The 24,635-nt window shown below is 25.1% G+C and carries 20 protein-coding genes and 1 other RNA gene; 12 read left to right on the top strand and 9 right to left on the bottom strand.

The window, feature by feature from the left end:
* Nucleotides 1-701 precede the first annotated feature (701 nt).
* On the bottom strand, nucleotides 702-1,529 hold the full coding sequence (locus CDIF1296T_RS16380; RefSeq protein ID WP_003433741.1) for an AIM24 family protein: 828 nt from the start codon (nucleotides 1,527-1,529) through the stop codon (nucleotides 702-704).
* Nucleotides 1,530-2,113: 584 nt separating this feature from the next.
* Between CDIF1296T_RS16380 and smpB the strand changes: the two genes are divergently transcribed.
* Nucleotides 2,114-2,569: an SsrA-binding protein SmpB gene (smpB, locus tag CDIF1296T_RS16375; protein ID WP_003421925.1), complete on the top strand. Its 456-nt coding sequence runs from the start codon at nucleotides 2,114-2,116 to the stop codon at nucleotides 2,567-2,569.
* A 157-nt stretch (nucleotides 2,570-2,726) separates the two neighbouring features.
* Nucleotides 2,727-3,076, top strand: a transfer-messenger RNA (tmRNA) gene (gene ssrA / locus CDIF1296T_RS16370).
* Between the two features lie 665 nt (nucleotides 3,077-3,741).
* Here ssrA and CDIF1296T_RS16365 read toward each other — a convergent pair.
* From CDIF1296T_RS16365 to CDIF1296T_RS16345, 5 genes are all read right to left on the bottom strand, one after another.
* On the bottom strand, nucleotides 3,742-5,010 hold the full coding sequence (locus CDIF1296T_RS16365; protein WP_225722738.1) for an HNH endonuclease: 1,269 nt from the start codon (nucleotides 5,008-5,010) through the stop codon (nucleotides 3,742-3,744).
* A gap of 89 nt (nucleotides 5,011-5,099) precedes the next feature.
* Nucleotides 5,100-6,266 carry a tyrosine-type recombinase/integrase gene (locus CDIF1296T_RS16360; protein ID WP_009898283.1) on the bottom strand — a complete coding sequence of 389 codons (1,167 nt, stop codon included), beginning with the start codon at nucleotides 6,264-6,266 and terminating at the stop codon, nucleotides 5,100-5,102.
* Complete coding sequence (locus CDIF1296T_RS16355) at nucleotides 6,256-7,008, bottom strand: Fic family protein (protein ID WP_009898282.1); 753 nt, start codon at nucleotides 7,006-7,008, stop codon at nucleotides 6,256-6,258. The genes CDIF1296T_RS16360 and CDIF1296T_RS16355 overlap by 11 nt, the downstream gene beginning before the upstream one ends.
* 225 nt (nucleotides 7,009-7,233) lie before the next feature.
* A complete protein-coding gene (locus CDIF1296T_RS19820) occupies nucleotides 7,234-7,536 on the bottom strand; it encodes a helix-turn-helix domain-containing protein (protein WP_009898281.1) in 303 nt (100 codons plus the stop codon).
* A 304-nt stretch (nucleotides 7,537-7,840) separates the two neighbouring features.
* Nucleotides 7,841-8,614, bottom strand: a complete 774-nt coding sequence (locus CDIF1296T_RS16345; protein ID WP_032509307.1) for a helix-turn-helix domain-containing protein — start codon at nucleotides 8,612-8,614, stop codon at nucleotides 7,841-7,843.
* A gap of 226 nt (nucleotides 8,615-8,840) precedes the next feature.
* Between CDIF1296T_RS16345 and CDIF1296T_RS16340 the strand changes: the two genes are divergently transcribed.
* From CDIF1296T_RS16340 to CDIF1296T_RS16330, 4 genes are all read left to right on the top strand, one after another.
* Nucleotides 8,841-9,401 carry a DnaB-like helicase C-terminal domain-containing protein gene (locus tag CDIF1296T_RS16340; RefSeq protein WP_009898277.1) on the top strand — a complete coding sequence of 187 codons (561 nt, stop codon included), beginning with the start codon at nucleotides 8,841-8,843 and terminating at the stop codon, nucleotides 9,399-9,401.
* A gap of 41 nt (nucleotides 9,402-9,442) precedes the next feature.
* On the top strand, nucleotides 9,443-9,571 hold the full coding sequence (locus CDIF1296T_RS19910; RefSeq protein ID WP_009898276.1) for a hypothetical protein: 129 nt from the start codon (nucleotides 9,443-9,445) through the stop codon (nucleotides 9,569-9,571).
* A gap of 441 nt (nucleotides 9,572-10,012) precedes the next feature.
* Nucleotides 10,013-13,492: a UvrD-helicase domain-containing protein gene (locus CDIF1296T_RS16335; RefSeq protein WP_009898275.1), complete on the top strand. Its 3,480-nt coding sequence runs from the start codon at nucleotides 10,013-10,015 to the stop codon at nucleotides 13,490-13,492.
* Between the two features lie 16 nt (nucleotides 13,493-13,508).
* Entirely contained in the window at nucleotides 13,509-16,745 is a 3,237-nt protein-coding gene (locus CDIF1296T_RS16330; RefSeq protein ID WP_009898273.1) for a hypothetical protein, read from the top strand.
* A 111-nt stretch (nucleotides 16,746-16,856) separates the two neighbouring features.
* Here the strand turns inward: CDIF1296T_RS16330 and CDIF1296T_RS16325 are convergent, their stop codons facing one another.
* Genes CDIF1296T_RS16325 through dndC form a run of 3 tightly spaced genes read right to left on the bottom strand, consistent with a single transcriptional unit; the run spans nucleotide 16,857 to nucleotide 20,855 of the window.
* The gene (locus CDIF1296T_RS16325) at nucleotides 16,857-17,240 is read right to left on the bottom strand and encodes a DndE family protein (RefSeq protein WP_009898270.1); all 384 of its coding nucleotides are present in this window, start codon (nucleotides 17,238-17,240) and stop codon (nucleotides 16,857-16,859) included.
* 2 nt (nucleotides 17,241-17,242) lie between these two features.
* Nucleotides 17,243-19,402 (bottom strand): AAA family ATPase, encoded by a 2,160-nt coding sequence (locus CDIF1296T_RS16320; RefSeq protein ID WP_009898268.1) that lies wholly within the window; start codon nucleotides 19,400-19,402, stop codon nucleotides 17,243-17,245.
* Complete coding sequence (gene dndC / locus CDIF1296T_RS16315; RefSeq protein ID WP_009898265.1) at nucleotides 19,389-20,855, bottom strand: DNA phosphorothioation system sulfurtransferase DndC; 1,467 nt, start codon at nucleotides 20,853-20,855, stop codon at nucleotides 19,389-19,391. Before dndC ends, CDIF1296T_RS16320 begins: the two co-directional genes overlap by 14 nt.
* Before the next feature lie 1,077 nt (nucleotides 20,856-21,932).
* On the opposite strand from dndC, the gene CDIF1296T_RS19950 reads away from it, so the two are divergent.
* The 6 genes from CDIF1296T_RS19950 (at nucleotide 21,933) to CDIF1296T_RS16290 (ending at nucleotide 24,472) form a co-directional block, all read left to right on the top strand.
* Nucleotides 21,933-22,178, top strand: coding sequence for a LytTR family DNA-binding domain-containing protein (locus CDIF1296T_RS19950; protein WP_009898261.1), 246 nt, complete (start codon nucleotides 21,933-21,935; stop codon nucleotides 22,176-22,178).
* Between the two features lie 639 nt (nucleotides 22,179-22,817).
* Complete coding sequence (locus CDIF1296T_RS19810) at nucleotides 22,818-23,063, top strand: hypothetical protein (RefSeq protein ID WP_009898255.1); 246 nt, start codon at nucleotides 22,818-22,820, stop codon at nucleotides 23,061-23,063.
* Nucleotides 23,064-23,238: 175 nt separating this feature from the next.
* Complete coding sequence (locus tag CDIF1296T_RS20105; RefSeq protein WP_079747519.1) at nucleotides 23,239-23,445, top strand: GHKL domain-containing protein; 207 nt, start codon at nucleotides 23,239-23,241, stop codon at nucleotides 23,443-23,445.
* A 379-nt stretch (nucleotides 23,446-23,824) separates the two neighbouring features.
* On the top strand, nucleotides 23,825-24,082 hold the full coding sequence (locus CDIF1296T_RS16300; protein ID WP_009898250.1) for a hypothetical protein: 258 nt from the start codon (nucleotides 23,825-23,827) through the stop codon (nucleotides 24,080-24,082).
* A 4-nt stretch (nucleotides 24,083-24,086) separates the two neighbouring features.
* Nucleotides 24,087-24,266: a hypothetical protein gene (locus tag CDIF1296T_RS16295; protein ID WP_009898249.1), complete on the top strand. Its 180-nt coding sequence runs from the start codon at nucleotides 24,087-24,089 to the stop codon at nucleotides 24,264-24,266.
* 11 nt (nucleotides 24,267-24,277) lie between these two features.
* Nucleotides 24,278-24,472, top strand: a complete 195-nt coding sequence (locus tag CDIF1296T_RS16290; RefSeq protein WP_009898248.1) for a DUF3139 domain-containing protein — start codon at nucleotides 24,278-24,280, stop codon at nucleotides 24,470-24,472.
* The last annotated feature ends 163 nt before the right edge of the window (nucleotides 24,473-24,635 follow it).

The following is a 24,635-nucleotide window of genomic DNA, read 5'->3' as shown; positions in this document are numbered from 1 at the left end:
TTTGCTCCAATACTCCAAGTAGTAGGTAAATTATAGGCAAATTATCAAATGTATATCTATCCATGCTTAAACTTTAGAGATACAATAACTACTAAATTAGTATTCTAGTAGTTACAAAAAGAATCTTTAAAAATATTAATTTAACTTATATTTTTTAATAAATTTTCTAAAATTTAATAAGTTAATTTAATTATAGCTCTAAATGATATTTTCTACAGATATAATTTTAAAAAGGTGTGTATAAGAACAAATTCACTTAAATTTTTAAAATCAAATAAAGTTGAATCTCTTGACTACCTTGATTGTTTTATGAAATTAATATAGATGTAAACTTTTTAATATAGATGTAAACTTTACTATTAAAAAAATACAAGATTTTAGATAAGTTAATGCTAATTATAAGTAATAAGATAAGAAATATAATATGACATAAGGGCTAGGAATAAGATAAATATAATCAAAGAATAAGATATGAGAATAATTACCAAGAGAAATCATTACCTTAATATGTTTATAAATGTTAGACTATGTTCCTAAATTGAATTTTATATATCAAGTATAATAACCTTACAGAATGTGGAAATTTTTATTTAAAGAATACACATAAACATTTCCACACTCTGATTTTATAATAATAATCTAATAAAATTTATAGTGACTTTATAAAATCAATAATGATTTAATAAATATTTATAAAACAACTATTTTTGCTTAGAAACTTTATTATTCATATTATCATTAGTAGGCATTGCTCCAAAACTTAGTTTTTCATACATTACTTGAGTTGGAGCTAGCCAAACTGTACCATTACCAGTAAATGTATTTAAGAAACCTTCACCATTTAAAGCAGAACCAATTAAAGATTTATCTGATTTTGTAACAGAAAAATTAACACCAGATGTTCTTGCTATTGCAAAGTTACCATCTACCTTTAATTCTTCACCATTTTTCAATTCATACTCTACAATTTCACTTTGAGGTACAACACATTCCAGAACGATTACACCAGTACCACTTAATTCTATTTGGAAGAAGCCTTCACCACCAAGTAAAGCAGATGAGAAGTTCTTTTGTGTAAATGCTTTTACTTCTATTGTATCAGAGCAACAATAGAATAATCCTTTATCAACAATTATAGAATCATTATCAAGACTCATAAATAAATAATGTCTAAAAGAAGGTTCCAAATAAACTTCTCCAGTACCTTTGTATACAGGTTTCATCATTGATTCATTAGTAAGTGCTCCTGATATTCCTTTTTTAAAAAGACCTCCAACACCACCAATCTTAGTTTCAGAAGATATATTTCCTTTATAATAGTATAATGCACCAGCTTCTGTTTTTATTGATGAATTATTTAATTTTATCTTAATTTGTCTAGCTTTCAAACCAGCTTCTCTAGCAAAATATAATCCCATTGCCATTAATGGGCTAGAAGCTCCCTCAAGTTTTTCAAATTCTAATATCTCAAATTCGCTTTTGCCATCTGATGCATTTTCTAAAATTTTTACTTTTTTGCTTAAATCCATACAAATTTCTCCCCACTATGATAAAATTTATCTCTAAAATATTATAAGATATAACTCTATATTACATTTTTTTTGAAAAAATCGCTACTTTATCATCAAATTTTTACATATTTTTAAGAAGTTTTTGAAATGTTTAGATTTAAGTTAAGTTATTTAAGGATGTATAGTTATTTCAATAGACATTTTGAGTATTATTTATCATTCGTGGGTATTATATTTTATGGGCATGTTAAAATTATTTAGAAGATAGAAGATAGAAGATAGAAGATAGAAGATAGAAGATAGAAGATAGAAGATAGAAGATTTATAATATGTAATATTTTTGTTTTGAAATTTATAAATTAGTATTACTGGTTAGAGTTAGTTTAGTATTAAGTATATTCGAAGTAGTTTTTTAGCTATTTTCATACATTTATATTACTTAATTATATATAGCCTAACTAACTTAATATATCAGTGAAATATTGACTAAAATGCCTAAATATGTTATCATACAAGTTAGTCAAATAATTTGGCAACATTAAATATTTAGTAAATTTCTAATATTTATGGAAGAAATTTCTAGCAAAGAAGGTGAGATTTATATGGCTGGTAAAAAAATATTAGCAACAAACAAAAGAGCAAGACATGAATATTTTATAGAAGAAACTTATGAATGTGGAATTGAATTAAAAGGAACAGAAGTAAAATCAATAAGACAAGGCAAAGTTAACCTAAGTGATGGATTTGCATCTGTAGATAATAGCGAAGTATTTTTAAAACAAGTTCATATAAGTCCATATGAGCAAGGAAATATATTCAATGTTGATTCTTTAAGAGTTAGAAAATTATTACTTCATAAGCATGAAATAAGAAAGCTTATTGGAGCAACTACTATAAAGGGGTATTCACTTATACCACTTAGTTTGTATCTAAAAAACGGTAAAGTTAAAGTAGAGATTGCCTTAGCAAAAGGTAAAAAACTATATGATAAACGTCAAGATATGGCTAAGAAAGATGCACAAAGACGTATAGAAAGAGAAATGACAGGTAAGTATTAAACTAGATAAAACTGTATTTTTTAGAATAAAATTCTTTATTATCTAGAACATAACATTGATTTTTATTCTTAAAAGTATTATATTATATATACATTAAAAATTTAATAAAAATGGTGATAAAGTTTGCGAAAAGTCTACTGGACTATAAACTACTCAAGGGGGCGTAAAGGTTTCGACGTGGGTTTGGAACTTGAGGCTGCATGTCGTGTTACTCTGGGTCACGTAAAAACTGGGGAACTTTAAAATAAACGCAGACGATAATTTCGCGATAGCAGCCTAGTTGCTGCTCGTCCCTCTTAGTCCTCCTGCCGACTAAGACTGGACGTCATTATGCAGGGAACTACTTTAGGGGTGTCTCGACTTGAAGTAGATTAATTGGGACTGGCTAAGCATAGAGCCTGCCACTTGGCGCTATGTGAGGTGAGATATTAGTGAAGTTGGCTAAGCATGTAGATGCAGCAAGGAAAAGATTTGCGGACAGGGGTTCGACTCCCCTCGTCTCCACCAATTTTGAAAAAAGAATGATGAAATACTTGGAAATACTAGTCTTTATTGACTAGTATTTTTTATTTTGGAGATAAAATCCACCAACCGTACCCCAACCACAGAAAATGAGGTATTTTTGAGAGTATATGGGGGTGCATTTGAGTGTATGAAAACATTTACTTATCATTACATTAGAGAGGATAGGAATTTAATACATACTTTAGGGAGCTTTATCAGAAGCCTTAAATATGAACTCAGAAGAAGTTTATAAAATACTTAAACATAACACTGATATTTCAAATACCTTGTTATGAATCATTACATTTTTAAAGTAAAAGTTACATAGTAGAAGATTTAATAGAACCACTTAAATAAAAGGAAGTGTTATGATGATTGCATATCATAGTTCTTATTGTATAGCAAAAACTTCTGATTCTATATTCTAAAGAGGTTCTTTAAATTTTGGTAAAAGATTTTATGTGATTAGTATAAAAACGCAGATGATTAACAGGATGGAATGATTTAAGAGAAGAGGTAAAAAGGTGTATGTAGATAGTTGTTTTTTAGAATTGATATAAAATCAATTTAATTATTTAATATTTATTTTTGTAAAATTAAAAGAACTGTAGATACGTTTAAATAAACCACTATTTCACACGCGTTTTCTAAAAATAGTGGTTAAAATGTTATTTTTTATATTTATTTACAACTTTAGTAATTTGATTATGATGAAAAGGTTTGTTAGGATTCAATTTTTTAGTTAATCTATTAGCTATTTCTCTAAGACTAATGTTACAATCTAACATAGATAATATTTCAGTAATATTTTCTTCTAGTAATTTTATAGAACTTTTTGGAGGTATTAAATTTTGTTTTGATATATGTTCTTTATATACTTGCCCAATCACATTTAAATCAAAGGGTTTTCCTATTAAATTAGAACCTAATTTATGTGATATTTGTCTTAATGAATAATTATAATTATGTTTAAGGTCAATAAGAGTATCTATATGTTTATTTAGTAATTCTCTTTGTGTAGGAGGTTTTTCTTTAAGTTCTTCTCGACGAGTATATTTGTAATTTTTATAAATACTTATTACTGTTTTATGGTCATAAGGTTTATCTCTTTTCACCAAAATAGCAATTTCCCTACCAATTTTACTAAATGAGTAATTTTCCACATCTCTTAATTGTACAATCTTTTTTATGATTTCTTGATTATACAAATAATAATCTCGGTTAGTTCTTCTACGCTGAACTTTATCATTCATATTATCTTTTTGGTCGCCAGTTCTTAAGTGACTTGCTCTAATACATAATGGATTATCACAATTGTGTAGAATATATTTGCCACTACTTGAAGTATTAGTATAAGTGTCATAAGAGTACCTACTTGCTTTTATTTGTTTGTTATTTTTATGGACTACAGGACAGTATTTTTCACTTCCCCAATTTGCTTCAATACAGACTTCTTTAGGGAAAAAAATTTCAAGTTTATGTAATGCCTCTACTTTTTCTGCATTAGTTAAATAAATATAATTCCATACACTACCTTTTTTAATATAGAGTAATAGCTCTAATGGTATAGATAAAAATTTAGCTATTTCTTCTATTGAATAATTAAATTCAGAGTTATTCATATTATTTAATAAATATTTTGTTAAATATACTGATTCTTTAGTTAAAACTATCTCATTAATTTCTGGTCTATCATTGAAATATTTATCAAGAATATTTTCAGATACTTTACGTTCTTCTATATGACTTGGATTAACACAACATCGATTGTAACAAGTATGATGTGCTTGGTATCCATTTCTAATTGGCCTTTGTAGTCTCTCTTCTAGTACTATTCTTGCAGCTCTTAAAGTACCTTCTTTATTTGAATTAATTTGACCATAACCATCACGGTCTCTATATCCTGGATAAGGAATGCATTCAATCAATTTTATCACCTCATTTATTAATATTAAATTAATTTGTATCATTATTTTGATTTTGTAATTAACTATATGAAATCATAGTATTTTTATGTGTTTGATTTTTACAATGAAAATATTTTATCTAACTTTTCTACAGCTTCAACTTTCTTATCTTCCATAACTTGAGTATATATATTTAAAGTTATTGATATATCATAATGACCCATTAAAACTTGTACAGCTTTAGGAGGGACATTATTCTCAAAAAGTCTAGTCGCATAAGTTTTCCTAAGACCATGAAACTTTATAGGCTCTATATCTAGACTGTTTAATATAGATTTTAGATTCCTTAAAGGTCTTTTATCATCTATAGGGACACCTAATTTATTGCAAAATACATAATTATCATTTCTATATAATTCTCCAGCCTTTAATATATCTGTATTTTGACTTACTTTATGTTCTTTCAATTTATTTAAGATATTCTTTGGAATAGGTACAGTTCTGTAAGAATTTGATGTCTTTGGCTCTTGCTCTAATACTTTAAGCTCTCTATCTCCATTTTTATCTATAAAATATGTTCTTTGAAGCGTTCTTTTAACTGTTAAATTAGAATTCTTAAAATTAATGTCAAACCATTTAAGTCCTAATAATTCTCCTAATCTAAGTCCAGTACCAAGAGCAAGTAAAAATAATACCTCTAATTTATGTCCATCTATAGCTTTTATAAAACTCTTTTGTTGTTCAAGAGTCAATATTTCAATCTTATTTTCCTTTTTCTCAACTGGTATATTTACCATAGTACAATAATTACGTTGTATAAGACCTTGTTTTTCAGCTTCTGATAAGCAGGTTTTCAGTTTAGTGTTTATTTGCCTTATAGTAGGTATACTTTTATTGGAATCAAGCAATCTATTGTAATATTTTTGTATGTGAGATACTCTTAAGTCATTTAATTTAACATTGACTAAATCAGTATCTTTAATATAATTGCGATAGATGCTTTCATATCTCTCAAATGACTTAGGTTTTAAATCTTTTATTCTATATTTAAATAACCAATTGTAAAACCAATGCTCTAAAGTTATTTTATCATCTGAAATATCAGAGCTTAAATAATATTGTTTTTTATAAGCATCTAATTTATCTTTAACTTCTTTTTGAGTCTTACCATAAAATTCTTTTCTTATTGGTTTCCCATCTTCATTGTAACCAATCATTATACGGGAACGCCAACCATCTTTATATTTTCCGATAGAGCCTTCTCCATTAGCTATTTTAGTTGCCATTTTTAAACAGCTCCTTATATGATTTATAGTTATATTCATCAAAGAATGTAATACATTTCTCTAATAAGAATTTTATAACTTCATCACCTTCTAGTGTTTCATAGAAGTTTAGCATTAATGTGTTGTATTCTTGTTTATGTTTAGCTGGTATTGATAGAACTCCTATATCATTACTTATAAGTATTAGGTTTGAGGTAAGTCTAGCAGTTCTTTTGTTGCCATCATAGAAGAATTGACAATAGGACAACCATAAATTTATTATTATAGCCTTTTCTAAGGGGTTAGTTATTTTATTTATGATATTTATGTCATTTACAAATAAATCATTTAATAGAGTGGGTTCTATGCACTCATATTGGGTAGTACCAGCTATACCTATATTACCATTTCTGAAATCTCCAACGATTAGAGCTTCATCTTTTGCAACTATTTTATGTATAGAGCAAATTGTATCTTTATTTAAAGATAATTTTTCTTTGTTACTTAATTTTATTACATAATCCCATGATGATTTTATATTTAGTATTTGATTTTGGTCACTTAATTTATGTCCACCTACTGTTATACCATCAAGTAATGTTTGTACTTCTGGGAATGTGAAGGGGTTATTTTCTAGGTTACCCATATCATATACAAATTCACTTATCATTCTTCTAATGTATGTTAAAGTATATTTTTTATCTCCATGAGGTAGATTAGTAGGGAATTTATGTGTGTATTTTGGTATATATGATTTATTCATGATTTTAGCTCCTTTCATATCTAATTTTTATTTATTAACTATGAATGTATAAAAGTTAATAGGTAAACCTATATTTTGAAAATATGCAATACTAATATTCTTCATCCTCATCTTCAATAAGACCATTAGAGTTTTCTTGTATAAAATTTTCAACAAGACCATTTATCACCCAATTTAGATTTTTGGAGAAGTCTTTGAAGTCAGAGAAGTTTAGGTTAATTGGTTTTATTGTATCTGCATTATCTGTAATTTCAAACTTTTTTTATAGTCTGTTTTTATATCATAACCATAATTTTCTAATATGTGAATTACTAAATCCAACTCTTTATCAAATACTTTTAAATTAATATTATTATTTGTTAAAGTATCTAAATCATTTTCTTCAACAATGAGTTTATTTATAGCAATTGATAAAGCAGTAGCTATTTTTCTTATCATATCTAAACTAGGTATTCTTTGATTTTGCTCATATTTAGCTATAGCATGAACTGAACAACCAATCTTGTTGGTTAGTTCATTCCTTGACATATTTATCGATTTCCTATATTGTTTAATCTTTTCTCCAATTGTATTATTTATTATAATTCCACCTTAAATATATCATCAAACAATGATTATATTTTTACACATATAAAGGAGTTATTTTCTAGATTATCTATGTTATATACTAACTTACTCATAATTCTTTTAATGTATATCAGAGTATATTTTTTATCTCCATGAAATAAATTAGTAGGGCATTTATATGTGTATTTTAGCATATATGATTTATTCATAATTGTAACTCCATTCATAGTTTTTTATCATTGCTTTAGATAGTATTGATATTATTTTATATTTTAGTTAGTAGTTTTTTTATTTCTTTAAGTGTATTTTCAAGCTTTTCATTTTTTTCCTTTAATTCGTTATTTTCTTGTAATAATTTAAAGTAATCATTATTTTTAATAGTAATATTTTCTTTTTGAGATATTAATTTTTTTAGTCGAATATTACTTCCATTATCTGTTGAGTCACTAAAGTAATCATAGATTGTTTCTATATTTTCTTCTGATAGACCAATATCTAATAATTCATCAATTGATTGTTTTGTAAGAACATCATTTTTAATAATTTCTTTTATGTCATCAGGATGTAATGAAAAATCTAATTCAGTATTAGATATACAATCTGAAAGTATCCAATTATAAACTTGATTTTCATTTAGTTCTAATTTTTCACCAAGTTTATAATATTGGTCTTTATCAGACCAAGCACCTAGCAATAAACTTGAGGTAATTCTAATATCATCATCTTCCATAAGATTTGAAATAGCATTTAAAAATTCATCAAAAGAATAGTATTCTTCTGGGAATAAAGACTGTAAAAAGTATAAAACATCTTCATTAGTAATTACTTCATTTTCAATATCAAAATAAAAGATAGTCTTTTCAATTTTCAAAGCTTTAGCGAGTTTTGATAAGGTATCTATATTAGGTATTCTTTTATCATTTTCATAATTTATTAGAGCATTTCTTGAGATGTCACTAATTTCAGCAAGTTGAATCTGTGTTAGTTCTTTTTGTTTTCTTATCTTTTTTAAGTTTTTTCCAATTTGCAATATTATCACCTCGTATAAAGTATATCCTAAAAGTACACAAATGAGAACAGAAGAATAATATATTTTTATTGGGTATATACATATATGGACATTATAATTAAAATATAAAGTTTACAAATGTAAACTAGAAAAGGTGATAATACTCTTATATATCAGTTAGAAAATGATATAAATAAAACTAATCAGAAATTAATAAAAAAGGATTCAAGTATAACGGCTATATCAGAGAGAGCATTTGAATAATATAAATGATGAAATAAATGAAGGTGCTAAGACTAGAATAAAGTTCCTAGAGAATATTATAGGAGGTTTATATGGTGGTGAACTAACTCCAATAGCAGTTAAAAGTAGAAGAGGAAAAATAGCATTAGCTTTACAAATACTTAGAAATGTAATACTTCAAGGTAAGAAAGTATTTTTTATAAGTAGAGAAATGAGTAATATACAGATTTTGTTTAGAAATATAGCATCACTAACTGGAATATCAATTGTAAAAATGAAGAATAAAAACTTAGATGATGATGAAATAGTCAAATATATACAAGTTTTAAGTATAATAAATCAAGAAAATAATCTTTATATAAATGACTCTGTAAATACAATATCAGGGATAAAGCGAGAAATAAAGAGTATTAAATCTAGTTTAGTAATAATTGATTATTTGCAAATTTTGGATTATGAAGCTAAAGAAATAGGAGAAACTAAATTTGCTGACTTATCAGAGCAAGTAAAAAATATTACTTTAAAATTTAATATATCAGTTGTTCAATTTGCTCAATTAAGTACATATGCATAGAGATATTTTAGAAAAAGATAAGTTATGTAGGATATTGCAAAGTGATTAGAGAGATTAATAAATTGTTAGAAAAGGTTTTACTAGATGGGAATAAAAAATGTGTATTAGTAGAGTGGGTATTAGATAGTATCATTTTAGAAGTTATATATAGCATGTTTATATTAAAGTAGTAAATATATTAATCTATGTACTTGTTTTTTAAGTAAAATAATAGCATAAAATAAAGGTTTTTAAAAGTATATGTCTAATTTTATAAATAAACATATTATATAAGGACCTGAATAAATATTTGAAGAGATAAAATTATATTAAACTTAATATCAAAATGCTTAAAGATGTCTTATTTTAATATTCCTTATCATAGTTAGAACTTATAGAATTCTATATATCATAATAGTGGTAAATTTAAATATGTATAGAAGATTAAATAATAATATATGTTTATTATAAAAAATAATACAAATTAATGTGTATAAAAAGATTTACTAAATAAGTATAATCAAGTAAAAATTAAATATGAAGATATTAATTATACTAGAAAGATAATAGTATAAGCAATTAAGGATGCAATATTAAATTCTTAATAAACTTATATCTAGGGAGGATATCAAATGGGAAAGATTGAACCTAATCAAGAGGACCGTATATATGAAGATTTATACCAGGGAAATAGCGCTGAAGGTAAGGTATGTGAATGGATAGAAGAAGCTATTAATGATGATTGCTATGTAGGACAACATAGATTTAAGATTGAGACAAGAGAATGTGATATTGCTATGGTTATACCAAATAGAGGCATATTAATAATAGAAGTAAAGGGCTATACTGTAGAAATGATTGATCATATGTCAAGTAATTTTATTATACATGTAAAGAAAGAGTATGAAAATGAAAGATTTAAAACTGGTGAAAGGCATCCAGCAGAACAAGCAAATGATTATGTATTTACAATGATGAGAGATTTTTCAGGTTTTTTAAAAAGGAATAACATATGTTTACCAATATGTAAAATAGGACGAATGGCAGCAATGCCTAATATGACAGATAAAGAGTATGAGGAATTATACTTGGATTATTGTTATTCAACAAAACTTGTAATCACAAAAGATTGGTTTAAGAATAAAAATATATTTTACCATCGTTTTATAAATGCACTTAATATAATTTTTAATTCTATAAGCAGTGAAGTAGATTTCGATGATAGTTATTATAATATTGCGAGAAGGTATATTCTTTTAGGTGAACGTAAAAAATATGTAGATCTATGTAAAGAGCAACTTAAGCGAGAAGAAGAATTGGGTATTGATTTTATAATAGACAATACTAATGAAGAAGTAGATCAACTTTGCAAATCGAATGAAGTTAATGATGAAGAAATGGAATTGATAAAATTTTCTTCTGTTTTACAAGAAGAATTAACGGAATCACATAAACTATCTAAAATTATTCCTTATTCTAAATTACGTATAGTTAAGACAGGTTGTGAAATAGAACCACTTTTGGAGATTTGTTGTAATGAACGTAAAGAAGGAATAAAGCAGTTTCTAATATTAGTTAATTTTACAAGAGATGAGAAAGAAAAAATATTGTTAGAATATGAAAAAAGATTTTTAAATAAGTATAAGGAAAATGAACTGTTATTTTTATTCAATATGTATTTTATAGATTTATCTAATGATGATACAAGCATTGACAATCTATTTAGTAATCATGATAATATTGAAATTATTAATGGAGAGAGAATAGAAGAGATTGTCAAAATAAAACCTGACAATTTTATTGTACAAGAATTTACACCAAAAGATCTGTTAGATCAAGCTTTGTGGAATATATTATGTATTGCAGATAATTTTACTTCATTTAATTTTGATCAGTATATAGTTGAACATTCACCTCTTCGTCAAAACATTGTTGTAACTGCAAGTGCTGGTACAGGAAAGACATATACTATGGTTGATCGAGTTTCATTTGTTGCACATATGGAGATTATTTATAGAAACTCTAAGGAATCTATTAGTGATCTAATCTCTATGATAACATTTACTAATAATTCAACAGATGAGATGAAGGAACGATTAATGAAACATTTTATGCAGTACTTTGAGTTAACACATAATAAAGTATATATGGATTTATTAGAACAATTAGGTAGAATGAAAATTAAAACAATAGATTCATTTACAAAATATATTTTATCTAAATTTGCTCATTTATTAGGTCTTTCTAATAGTTTCTCATTAAAAAGCGGAAAGTTTGAATTAGAGAATATTTTAAGAAAATATATTAATGATGAGATAACTAAGGAAATTATAGATGATTTCCATAATATAAATATTTATGAAATTGCTAATCATATTCTTGCTTTGCGTTCGTTTCTTATTAATCGAAAGATTCAATTTGATAAAATAAAACATGCTTCTATTGTGGGACCTGATGTAGGGAAGGGAACTATTCGTATGAAAAATTTTATAGAGTCTGTACTTATTTCTACAAATAGTGAATATGATAGTTTTAATTGTAGTCAAAACTTTATTTCGATGAATGAATTAGTTATTCAATTAGAGAAGGTCAAAAATAAATTGATAAAAACTAGTTGTGTTAATAATACTAAAGAAAATTATGAAAAATACTTGTTTATAGATGAATTTCAAGATACAGATAATAAACAGATACAATTAATAAGATTTTTTGCGGACTATTTCAATATTGCACTTTTTGTTGTTGGAGATGAAAAACAGTGTATTTATGGATTCAGAGGAGCAGAAAGAACTTCATTTTTAGAACTTACATGTGTAGATACTAACTTTCAACAAAGAAATTGGATATCATGTTTTCTAAGAAAAAATTATAGAACAGAGGAACCCTTAGTAAAAAAAATAAATGAAGTGTTTTCTAAAATGCCAAATGATTTTTTCCCTTATCAAAATAAAGATAAATTAGTAGCTCAAAAAGGAATTGGAAGAATTTATTCAGGGTGTTATGAACAATTTAAATATAGTGAAAATAACTTAATAGAACTCGTAGATAATTGTGTTAAAAGAATGAAAAAAAATAATGAAGATGGACAAATTGCTATTTTAACAAGAAATAATTATGAGGTTGATCAAATACGTGCTTTGTTTGGAGAGAATAAAGAATATGAAATTAAATTTGATAATGGTGGATTATTTTATAATACTGATGCTGTTATTGATTTTTATAAATTAGTTGAGTTTTTGATGGATACAGAAGATGGTGCTAAACGATATAGTATTTTAGAAACTCCTTATAGTGATTTCAGAATTAAAGAATCGAAAATAAAGCTATATCAAGCTTATGAAAAAATGGATGTTGAAACCTTTGAAATAATTAGGTCTGGAAATAATCATGTATCTTTACGAAAATATTATGATGTATTATATAATTATGGGAAAAAACATCCAAATTTAAAGAATAGCCCAAGTTTAAAGATCCTTCGAATGATTGTTAATGAAATTAAACCATGGGAACACTATGTACCAGAAAGATATAAAACTGTTGATTTTAATGATATATGTAACCAGAATAAGCTCATTGAAGCTAGAAATGAGTATCGTCAAAATTTATTTCAGTTATTTCAAAAATTAATAGATGATAATAAAACAGACTATTTAACACTTAATAAGATACATCAAATTTTAACTATTGGTATTTTTGCAATGCAAGATATTGATATTGATTTGCCTAAAAATAATTTTTTTGGAGAAAAAATAAGTGTATTATGTACAACAGTACATAAATCTAAAGGTCTTCAGTATCATACAGTAATCATGCCATTTACAATGAATGATATAACAGAGTCAAGAGGATCAACACAATTTATTTATAGAGAAGATACAAATGAGATCTATATGCAATTAAAAGAAGCTGATGGAAAGTGTCTAATTTATGAATCAACCAATTTTGATTGTGAAAATAATAAGAAAAATGAAACTATACAATCAGAAGAATTAAGAATTTTATATGTTGCATTAACACGTTCAAAAAAATTTTTTTACTTTATGGTGGATGAAGAAAGATTTGAAAAAAATAATACTTCTAAAAAAAATTGTTGGGCACATTATCTAATGTAAGGTGGAGGAAAATAATATGAAAATCTATACATATAAAAATTCTGTACAATTGAAAGATGCAATCTTCTGGAATGAAATAGAAGGAGCACCTCATTTTTGTTCCTCTGAAGTACTAGCAATAGGAATGAGAAAATTTTATGGTAGAAATACTTTTCCATGCATTTCTACTATAGATTTATTGATAAAAGAACTTTATCCAAATTGGCTTAAATCTCATAGTGATATAGAGCGATATAAAGATATATCTAAATTAATTAATGAACTTAATGATTCAAGTACAGAGGGTTTAAGACAAGCTTTTGTAAAAAATAAAAAATCTATACTAGATTCTTGTAAATATTTGATTGAAACTGAAGATTTGCTCTTAAAAGATTATTACAATAAGAACATATTTAATAAATTTTCAGCAATTAATGATATTCAAGAAGTTTTTAAAGAAAAGATACTGAAAAGACTTTTAGAACAAATATACATTGATGGAAACAAAAATTATTGGAAACCTGAGTGGATAGATACATTATGGGTTAAATCAAAGTTAAGTGAAGTAATTCATAAATGTGTGATAAAAGAAATTAGTGATATTGTTAAGAATACAGAAGAAAAGAGTTTAAATCATAATTATGATGAAGGTCATATTTTTGAAATATTTGATGAACTGTTTGACCAGCATGGATTATTTAATATATCAGATAAGACTTTAGAATATTGGAAATTTAATTCTAAAGATGATTTGCTTGATAAAATTGGATACTCATCAAAAGAACTAGAGTATGTTCGTAATCTAGCTACTACTGAATGTAAGTCATATAAGACTATAGTAATTCATGGTGTCTATCATTTAAATCCAATTCACTTAAGATTGTTAAGAGATTTAGAAAGAGATCATAATGTAATTGTATTAAATTGTTATAATAAAGAATTCAATCATATTTATGAATTTTGGAATGATATATATGATCATCTAATTAAAATATTTCAAATTCCAAAGAATAATATAAAAATTGATAGTCATGATTCTGCTAATCACAGAGAAGTTGGTAGTATATTTGCTGAAGTTGTAAATGGTGTAATCAATAAACAAAGTAATTTCTTTAAGATAAGCAGAAATGAATTTGGCCCAGACTTAAATTTAAATTCTAAGGATATTGATGAACTTTTTAATCATAATAGTAGTCAGGATATTAGATATATATTAAATAAAAGTGAAGCTATTATTCAAAACTATGAGGATGAAGATGAAAGAGAGTATCAGAAGATACTTATAGATACATCAAAAGAACTTCAAAAAGAACTATGTCATAGAAGTAAGATTTTAATAAAATATGATTCTACAATGCAATTTGTCAATAAAGTGTGTAATATATTTGATGAAACAAAGAATAAAAAAGGGATACGTTCAGTCGGAAGGATGAAGGAGCAATTTTATGGTTCTAAAGGTACAGAAATGAATAAAATATTTCAAGTATTTTATCCAGATGAATTTAAAGTTAAGCCTTTTCTTAGTTATCCAATTGGACAATTTATTTATGCAATTCATAATATGTGGGATTTGAAGAATCATAAACTTATATTAAATAGTAGAGATTTAGCTGAATGTTTAAATTTAGATGTATGGCATGATATTCATCCATTAGAGGTATTTGAAAGTTTACGTTTTTATATTGGTATTGATAAAGAGCCTAATGGTATGAATGTAAAAGATTTTATTGATCGAATAAAAAAACTAATATATTTTAAAGAAAGAAACGAAAATAAAATGAAGAATTTAGATAATCTTAGTTATCTTAATTTAACTATAGACCAATATAATAGATTTATTCAAGTAATTGAAAACATTAACGAAATTGCAAATAAGATATTTTGTAATAAATCACAAACAAGTAAAAAGCATTTTATGGATTTACTAGAAATATTAAATGATGAAAAAGCTTGGAAACCTCTATTAGAAGAAGAAAAAAGATTAATGGATGAAATTAAAAATCAAATTATTCATATTGATGATGAAACTAATAAGACTGACTTAAACACAATAAAGGATACTATGGCATATTATTTAGATAGCAAAGAAGGTACTGATATTAATTGGTTGGTGCGTGATTTTGAGCAATTAGAAGGCGATATTCTTTCAGAAGCAGCAAATTATAAAAATAATACTTTGAGACAAAAATGCTACCATTTAACTATGTTGTCAAATGAAAATATGATTAATTGTGATATAGATAATTTACCATGGCCATTAAGTGATGATTTTATTATATCAAAAAATATTTCTTCCTTTATACATACAATTTGTATAAACTATGCAAAATATAAACGTTGTCTATTGTTTCAAGGATTATATTATTTGATAAATAATCCAATTATTTCACTTAAGTTAAGTTATATTGAAAATCAAGGAGAGTATAAACATACACCATACTATATTTTAAACATGTTTATGAATATAGGAAAGGATTTTGATCAATCAAATTGCAGAAATATTGAAAGTTGCACTTCTCCAATTAATAAAGAGCCAAAAAAACGTTTTAAAATAGATAAAAAATGGCATAAAGATGCTATAGAGTCATTTAGTTGTTGCCCATATAAGTTTATGTATGGATATGTTATTAATGATGCTGCAAAACATTATAAAGATGAGTTACAAGTGAAGATGTATTTAGGAGAAATTATAAAATATTATATTAGTATTGCGTGGAAAAAAATTTTACAATACCATAAAAAACTATTATTGGATCAAAAGTTTAATTTACTCAAAAAATGGACTGCTGGTGAAAGACTAGATTGTCTTGAAAAATCTTTACCAGAGACACTAGAACCTATTTATGGTAATTATTTCATCAAATCTGAGATTAATAAAATTATAGTAGATAACTTAGAATATTTAAAAAATAAAAGAATTGATAATAAAAGAGTATATTTTACAGAGGAGTGTAAAATATATGAAGTTGATAGAGAACTATATCATTGTTGGATAGGTAAAATATCAAATCATAATTTATATGTAACAAATAAAAATAAAATAATTAATATTAGAAATCGTCTAAACTTACTAAATGCAAATGAATATATAAATGACTATATTCTTGGAATTAATGATGGATGGTATTTTAAAAAAGATAATATTGTAGTTGAGGGAGGATATAAAGTATCTGAACATGCTTGTAGATATTGCTCATATAATAAAATATGTTGTTATCAGTATAGGATAAAACCTATACACTTGCTACATTCAAAAGAAGATTTAATTGATTAATAATTAGATAAACTTTAAGAACTATATCAATAGGATAGACGGTTTTATTTATTTTCTATCCTATTGATTAAATCTAAAAGTTTTAGTTTTTTAGTTACATATTGAATCATATTATAGATTGTTATCTTCTTGTATTATTTGAGTGATAAAATGTTCTAAATTACTGGAATAATTGTATCTGTTTTTAAGCATAATTGCACCCCTATCTATATGAAGCTTTACTTGGTTAGGAAAATATTCATTATCACTTAAATGTCTACCTATATGCTGTTCAAATAAAGTTTTAAATAAAGTATCATATTGATTGGTTATGGTTTGTCTATTAAGCTCAAGACCATTATTATCAATGTTCTCATAACTTTCAATTGATTCACTATAACTTAACGACATTGAAATAGCCAGTTTGCAAAGAGCAAATGGTTTCAAATTCATTCTAGATCCTAACTCTTCAAATATTTCTTTTGTTTGTGTTGATGTTTTAAGTTTAAATCTCATAATTACACCTCAAAAAAGTATCCTTTATTTTGTATAGTTTTTTTGTTTTTGCTATCATATTCAAGCAAGTATTCTCTACTTAACTTAGGTTTTATTATTTTATATAATTTCTCATCTATTTCAGTATTAGTAGATAGTATTATAATTTGATGACTTATTGTAGAAAAATATTCACTAGTAATGCTATTTCTATGAGTATCATCTATTCTAGCATAAGGAGTGTCTATAATAAAGGGGATTTCTATACCTGAGGATTTAAGTAAAGCCCAATATAAACAAAGAACATATATTTGTTTCTCGCCACTAGAGAATTCATCTATGTCAACTTTAGTTCTTAGATTTAAAAATGTAGATTGAGTATTATTTCTTATAACATTAAATAGCTCATATTTATCTTCTACGCTATACAAATTAAATAAATCATCAAAAAATAATTTTCCCAACTTTTTCTCCATTCCTTCAATTCCTATGTTTTTTGCTAAATTTTCAAGCTCTAAAGAGTTATATATTTTATTTATATATAAAGAAATATCAAAGTTGACATTAATATCTATGTGGCTAATAAAATTGTCTTTTTGAATTATCTTTTTAAATATATACATAAAGTTATCCTGAATTAGTTTAATTTTAGTTTCTGTTAATGTTGTTACTATTTCGTCCAACATAAGTATAAGATTAGTAGATATATCAACAATATTATTATGTTGAAGTAAATATATGTATTTAGCCTTAGATTTATCCCTCCTACTTTTAGTTTCAGCTATTTCAAGTTTTAATTTATCTAAAGAAGTAACTAGTAAATTCTTTGATCCTAATAAAGAATCAATTTTGCTTGATAAATTGGACATATCATTAATATATGTATTTAAAGATTCATCTTTAAGGCTAGTATTTAACTTGTGTCTTATATCAGCTAATTCATTTGATATACTTCTATGTTCTTCAAAAGAATTAATTATAGAATTATTATCAAAATTTAAAATAGTGTTTATCAGAGATAATAATTTTCTACTCTCATCATCAGAAAGGTTATGGATAGATTTAAAGTTTTCTTCATAACTATCTGGCTTTATATCTTCTGTTAAAGCTTCAGAAACAGTTAAAGCTATTTCATCTAAGGCAGAAGGCATGATCTTATCTGAAAGTAGATTTTTTATATACTCAATATTTAATTTATCCTTAAGGCGAGAATATAGTAGGATATCATTCTCTGTTTTAAGTTGTTTTTCTAAATTTGATATCTGTTTTTTTACAATTAAAAAGGGAAGTATATCATTACAAAACTCTTTTATATTTTGATTAATTATAAATCTCTTTCCTTCTAATTCAGCAATTCTAGAATTAAGGGTTTCTCTTTCTTCTGCTAGGATTCCACCCTTTTTCCTGAATTCTTTTTTTACTTCTAATTGTTCTTGTTGTAACTTCTCAATTTCATTTGAAATTTTTTGTAATTCATAAGAAAAAATTTCTTCTTGAGAGTTTAAAGTATTGATTTCCATCTCTAAATTTAAATAGCTATCTTTTACAATATTAATTTCATCTGAAACATTCTTATTAGATCTATTAGTTGAAATCAACACTTTTTTTAAAATATCAAATGTATCAAAATTACAAAGAGATAATAAAGATTCTTTTAAATGTATATTTGAATTTTTACCTACAAAAAAATCATACAAATGTTCTCCATCAAAAAAGAAAAAATCAAAGATTTTAGGAGAAATAATAGATGTAATATAATTCTCAAAATAGTTAAGTTCGTCAGCATTTAATGGTGTAGTTGAAAAATTTTTATAAACTAAAAATGTCTCATTTAATTTTTCATCCTTGAAAGTCCATTGTCTAATTAAAGTATAGATATTTTCTTCAGTGCCTTCACTGATTTCTATATCTACTGATACTAAAGTATCAATCTTACTATTTATTAGAGAATTATTGTTTATGTTAGATTTAACTTGAGATATATATGAAGCGTTGAAACCTTGATATTTATAAGCCATAGGTCCATATATACATAGCTTTATAGCCTCAAATATTGTAGATTTACCAGCACCATTTTTACCACCTATCAATATAATATTTTTGTCACTAGTAGTATTTAGATTGAATGTTGTTTCTTCTTCATAAGATCTGAAATTTTTTAATACAAGTTTATTTATTTTCATATTTTAACTCCTTGTTGCCTTCTTCTTCAATCTTTTCAATAATATCTTGATGAAGCCACTGTTGATTTAATATTCTTTCTATGGAAGTTTTTAATTTAGTATTATTACTAAAATATTTATATTTATTTGTATCTATGATTAATTTATTAAATAAATCAATATTTATATCATACTCACTACATTTTTCAGATATAATATTTAAAGTAAGGTCATCAAATACTGGTTTTTTATATTCAGACCATGGTAGGTTTTTACCTACAACTTCCTTATATATTTTTGATAATATATTACCAGTTAAGTCTTCTTCGTTATCCCAAATCTCATCTATAGCTTTAAGTTCTCCTAATTGTATAAGTTGTAAATCAGGATAAAATTTTTGCATTTCAAGTTGAGTTTCTAAAAGTTTTCTTAAAATAGTTTGCCTTGCTTCAAATGTAAATGGTCCAAACATGATTTTACCATCTTTTTTAATAACAGAGCCATTTCTTTTATGTTTTTTACGATTTTTAGGTTTATCTCTCTCAGAAATTAGCCAACTTCTGAATTCCAAAAGTGGCTTTAATTCATCATGACCAGATTCAATAAATCCGTTTAATGATTTGTCTTCTTTTACAACAGTACAAATCCAACATCCAAACCTACTATTTCCACAGCTACTTTTAGCACTAGCTTCATCTGCTATAAATGGGCATTCATCTGAGTCACCAGAACCTTTCATATACATCTGAAATAATTCCATAGCATCAGTTCCCCATGAGGTAGATGGAGATGGTCCAAATTCACCACCAAAATCTATGAAATTATCATTTTGATGATAGAGTACATCCCAAACATCTGCTGTACTAAAATTGACTATAGGGGTATACACATAAGCTAACTTATTTTTACCTCTTAAGGTTTCATGTGGGGTAAGAAGGTAACCCTCTATCTCTCTTTTTTCGATTCTCGATTTTCTAGCAGAACTTTCTTCTTTACGAACGCCAAGCAGTACAATAACATCTTTTTGTTCAAGTTTTTCTTTTATAAATTTATTTGATGGTTTTATCTTAAGCCTTTCAGTACACCAACGATATTTAATAGACTTTGGAGTAGGGTAACCTCTACCAATTATATTGGCCCAAAAACTATCATTAAGTTCTGGGTATACAATCTGTGCACTTATAGGTAAATCATGTTCAGTAGCACTTTCATTTATCTTGTCTATATTATTTTTTAGATAATCAAGTATTATTGGATTTTCTATAAGTGTATCAGATGAGATTACATAAATCTCTTTATGTCTTTTTTCTTTGGGTAGTCTTTTAAGCATTCTAAATGTAAGTTCAACTACACAAGAACTATCTTTTCCAGAACTATATCCGATTATCCAAGGTCTATCATCATTAAGATATACGGCCTGCATTTCATCATATAAATTTTCTAAATTGTTGTTATCTAGGTAATTAACAGCCATATATTAAGTATCCTTTCTATAAGAGTATAGCGAAGATCTTTACATAATACTCCTATTTTAATTTATATATAATTATATCACAATATATATTTAGAGAATAGATTAGTTTATATTTACATAAGTACAATAAAATATAAATTTAATTAAATGTAGAACTGTTATCATTTTAAGATAATATATTTAAAAATTAGAGAATAAGAATGTACATACTTGAATCTCATAAATGTATATAAAGATATGTATGAATAAAAATAGCAGCTACTTAGAATAGTTACACTATTTAAGATTTATTATATTATAGATTGACTAAACAATAGATATTTATTAATGACTCAATTTATAAACTTTAAAAGTTATATCCCAATAATACCCCAACCACAAAAATAAACAATAAAAAATAACCAAAAAAATCAGTCTAATATCATAACTAAATAGCTATATACCTACATTCACAAAAACCAACAAAACAATCAAATAACCACTTATAGACTCCCCTCGTCTCCACCATTGAAATCCACGAATACCTATATCCAATTGGATATAGGTATTTTTATACATTTTTAGTTTAAATATTATTGATAAATACATTTAAAAAGTTTTAACCTAAAGTGAAGAATCTAAATAAAAATAAAATATTAGGAGAGGTTATCATTACAATAACAGCTTGTGATGATGAAAAAGAAATACAAATCGTAATAAAAAATCAAGTTGATAATATATTAAAAAATAAAAACAAAGAATATCGAATTAAAAAAATATAGCTCAAAAGAAGAACCATTACAAAGTTAATTGAGAGGATACACTACTCTTAGATATAAAAATGCCAGAACTAAATAGTATAGATATCGCAAGAAACATAAGAAAAGTAGATAATAATATTTATAACATCTCTAATAAATTATGTACAGGAGAGATATGAAGTAAGAGATTATTGATACTTATTAAAGCCAATAAATTTTCAAGAACTAGAAAAACACATATTAACATATATCAAAAAAATTGAAAAAAATAAAAATAAGTCTAACACATACAAAATCTACTCTAGCAAAAAAATAGATAGAAGTTCAAAAAAAGAACATGCTAATACATACAAAAAATAAAACTTTTGATGCTATATGTATCCTAGAAAAAATAGAAAAAGATTTAAATATAGAGGAACTTGTAAGATGTCATAAAAGTTATATAATTAACTTAAATTATGCAGAAAATATAAAGTCAAATACTGCAATATTAGATAGTCAAGAAGAAGTACCTATTAGTAGATATAGATATAAAGATATAAAAGAGGGGTTTCTAAAATTTATTGGTGATAGAATATGCTAAACCATATAAATAAAATATTATTAATATTATCATTGTTTACACCAATAATGATACTAAAAAGTATATTAACTTACGATAAAGATACAGATAAGACTAAGAAAATATCTTTTTTTACTGTATTATTAGCTTATCTTATAACTAAAATCATTATATTATTTAACGTTGATAAGACCCATAATTATAATATGAAGAAAAATCTATATGATATAATCTATTATTTGATATTTATTATTTGGGAACTTACTATAATTATTTTTATAAGATAGGAATTGTTAAATATATAGTTTCATTTTTCTTATCTGACGTATATCACCCTTTAATAAAAGATGTTATATCTATAAATTTATTTTTTGTAGTTACAAGTAATGTAATATCATCAGAGGAAGCTCTATTAGTGTTTAGTTATGATAATGCTAAAGTAGATATATACTATTATCTTATAATAATAGTTATATAGTAGCTTGTGCTATATTTAAATTTATTAATAAAAGATTGGGACTAGATAAAGATAATAAAATAAACTATATATACTTATCTGTTGCTTTAATAACAAATTTATTTACTATATTAATAATTTATATAAATAAAAAAATGTATCGATTTGGTGGGTATTAGGAAATATATATAGTTGGGTATATTGTGATACCTAGGTTAATACTAGCTAGTAGCTTAGTAATTATTATAGTGTTTATAAAAATAATTAAGGAAAATAAGTTAAAATTGCAAAATGAAGTAATAAAAAATAAGTTAGATATGCAGTATTCTCATTATCTAAGTATTCAAGAATCACACGCTAAAGTTAAGAAGCTTTATCATGATATAAATAATCATATATATTGTATAGAAAATCTCAAATATAAAAAAGGAAAATTGATGGGTATGTAAATAGTTTAAAAGATTAAATTAAAGAATTTAAATCAATTTACAATACAGGTAATGTTATATTGGATATAATAATAAATGAAAAAAGTGATGTAAGTGAAAAAAGAAAAATTAAATTCATTTGTGATATCAATTTTTCCAAAGTGAATTTTATAAAACAAATAGATGTATCTAATATATTTGCAAATACTTAGATAATGCAATAGAAGCTTGCGATAAGATACATGATAAAAGTATTGATAAATATATACAAATAAAAGGAACTATCTCAAAGTCCTATTTCGTAATTAAATGTGAGAATAGTAAAATAAATTCAATTAGAAAGAATAAAAGTTTATTATTAACAGATAAAAAAGATAAACTTGTACATGGAATAGGGATTTAAAGCATCAAATCTTCTATAAAAAAATATAGAGGAGATTTATCATTTGAAGATAAAAAAGACAAATTTATATTGAATATTTATATACCATTAAATCAAAATTTTGATAGTTGGGTCGATTAACCTACCAGTTGGGGAACATATATTGATACTAAACATATAGGGATGTTATCTTTTAATAGAAAAAGATAGCGTCTTTTTTTTATGAGAAATAACGAGTTTTCAATATATAAGGAGGATTATATGAAGATAAAAAAATTACAATAACTATGGTTATAGCTATAAGCTTAACACTAGGTTTAATAACAGGATGCACAAATAAGATTTCAGATACAAATGAAAAAATATATACTATTGAACAGATTTCTAGTATCAAGAAGACTTGTCAAAGAAAATATCAGAATCAATAGAAAATAGTGGTCTTAGGGTAGCTGAAAATAAATCAGATGGAAGTTTTGTTTTGTCTTTGGGAAACTTGGAGTATACAAAAGAACAACCTAGCCAAGTTTTACATTATTCAATAACTAAGGACAAGAAGGATACGAAGGAAATATTATCAATTCAATGTGTTAAAGATTTTTCTTATAATGAAAAGCTGTCAGAAGATGATAAATTCATAATGGCCATTTATAACATATAGATCATTGATTCATATAGAAATAAGTGAGAAAGAATTTTTTAGAAAAATTGAAGAAGTATTTGATAAAGGTGAAGAAAATGTAGAGGTTGATAATTTGGGAGATATAAAAATTCAAGTTAAGAAATTTGATGATAAAACTAAGCCTTTAGAATTAAAACTTATTAAAGAATTTAAATTGAAGTAGGAAGATTCACTATGAGAAAATACAAAGCTATTTTATTAACTTTAATTATAAGCATTATAGCCATAATAGGATTTATTATATACAACAACTATTTTAGAAAATGGAATGAAGCTGAAAAATATATAGATAAATATATGACATATCAAGGAGTTTCAAGTGATGATATAGAGCGTATTACAAAAGAAAAGTATACAAAAGAGAATTAGGATGGGATACTTTATAAATCATTTTACAAAAACTATCCAGGTTATAAATACTAATATTTTTATAATGGTGATTATTATGCACTACATGTAAATAAGGTGATACTGCAAGTTTATCATGAGGAAGATGGTAGTAAGCTTCAAAAAATAATGAAGAATTAAAAGA

This window comes from Clostridioides difficile ATCC 9689 = DSM 1296 (assembly GCF_001077535.1).
GTDB classification, from domain to species: domain Bacteria; phylum Bacillota; class Clostridia; order Peptostreptococcales; family Peptostreptococcaceae; genus Clostridioides; species Clostridioides difficile.
Note: the sequence above shows the minus strand (reverse complement) of the source record. Positions and strands in the feature narration are given on the sequence as shown.

Excerpts from the sequence above, each read along its gene's own strand:
- CDIF1296T_RS16380 (WP_003433741.1), bottom strand. The coding sequence starts at position 1,529 with ATGGATTTAAGCAAAAAAGTAAAAATTTTAGAAAATGCATCAGATGGC.
- smpB (WP_003421925.1), top strand. The coding sequence starts at position 2,114 with ATGGCTGGTAAAAAAATATTAGCAACAAACAAAAGAGCAAGACATGAA.
- CDIF1296T_RS16360 (WP_009898283.1), bottom strand. The coding sequence starts at position 6,266 with ATGGCAACTAAAATAGCTAATGGAGAAGGCTCTATCGGAAAATATAAA.
- CDIF1296T_RS16355 (WP_009898282.1), bottom strand. The coding sequence starts at position 7,008 with ATGAATAAATCATATATACCAAAATACACACATAAATTCCCTACTAAT.
- CDIF1296T_RS19820 (WP_009898281.1), bottom strand. The coding sequence starts at position 7,536 with ATGTCAAGGAATGAACTAACCAACAAGATTGGTTGTTCAGTTCATGCT.
- CDIF1296T_RS16335 (WP_009898275.1), top strand. The coding sequence starts at position 10,013 with ATGGGAAAGATTGAACCTAATCAAGAGGACCGTATATATGAAGATTTA.
- CDIF1296T_RS16330 (WP_009898273.1), top strand. The coding sequence starts at position 13,509 with ATGAAAATCTATACATATAAAAATTCTGTACAATTGAAAGATGCAATC.
- CDIF1296T_RS16325 (WP_009898270.1), bottom strand. The coding sequence starts at position 17,240 with ATGAGATTTAAACTTAAAACATCAACACAAACAAAAGAAATATTTGAA.
- CDIF1296T_RS16320 (WP_009898268.1), bottom strand. The coding sequence starts at position 19,402 with ATGAAAATAAATAAACTTGTATTAAAAAATTTCAGATCTTATGAAGAA.
- dndC (WP_009898265.1), bottom strand. The coding sequence starts at position 20,855 with ATGGCTGTTAATTACCTAGATAACAACAATTTAGAAAATTTATATGAT.
- CDIF1296T_RS19950 (WP_009898261.1), top strand. The coding sequence starts at position 21,933 with ATGCTAATACATACAAAAAATAAAACTTTTGATGCTATATGTATCCTA.
- CDIF1296T_RS16290 (WP_009898248.1), top strand. The coding sequence starts at position 24,278 with ATGAGAAAATACAAAGCTATTTTATTAACTTTAATTATAAGCATTATA.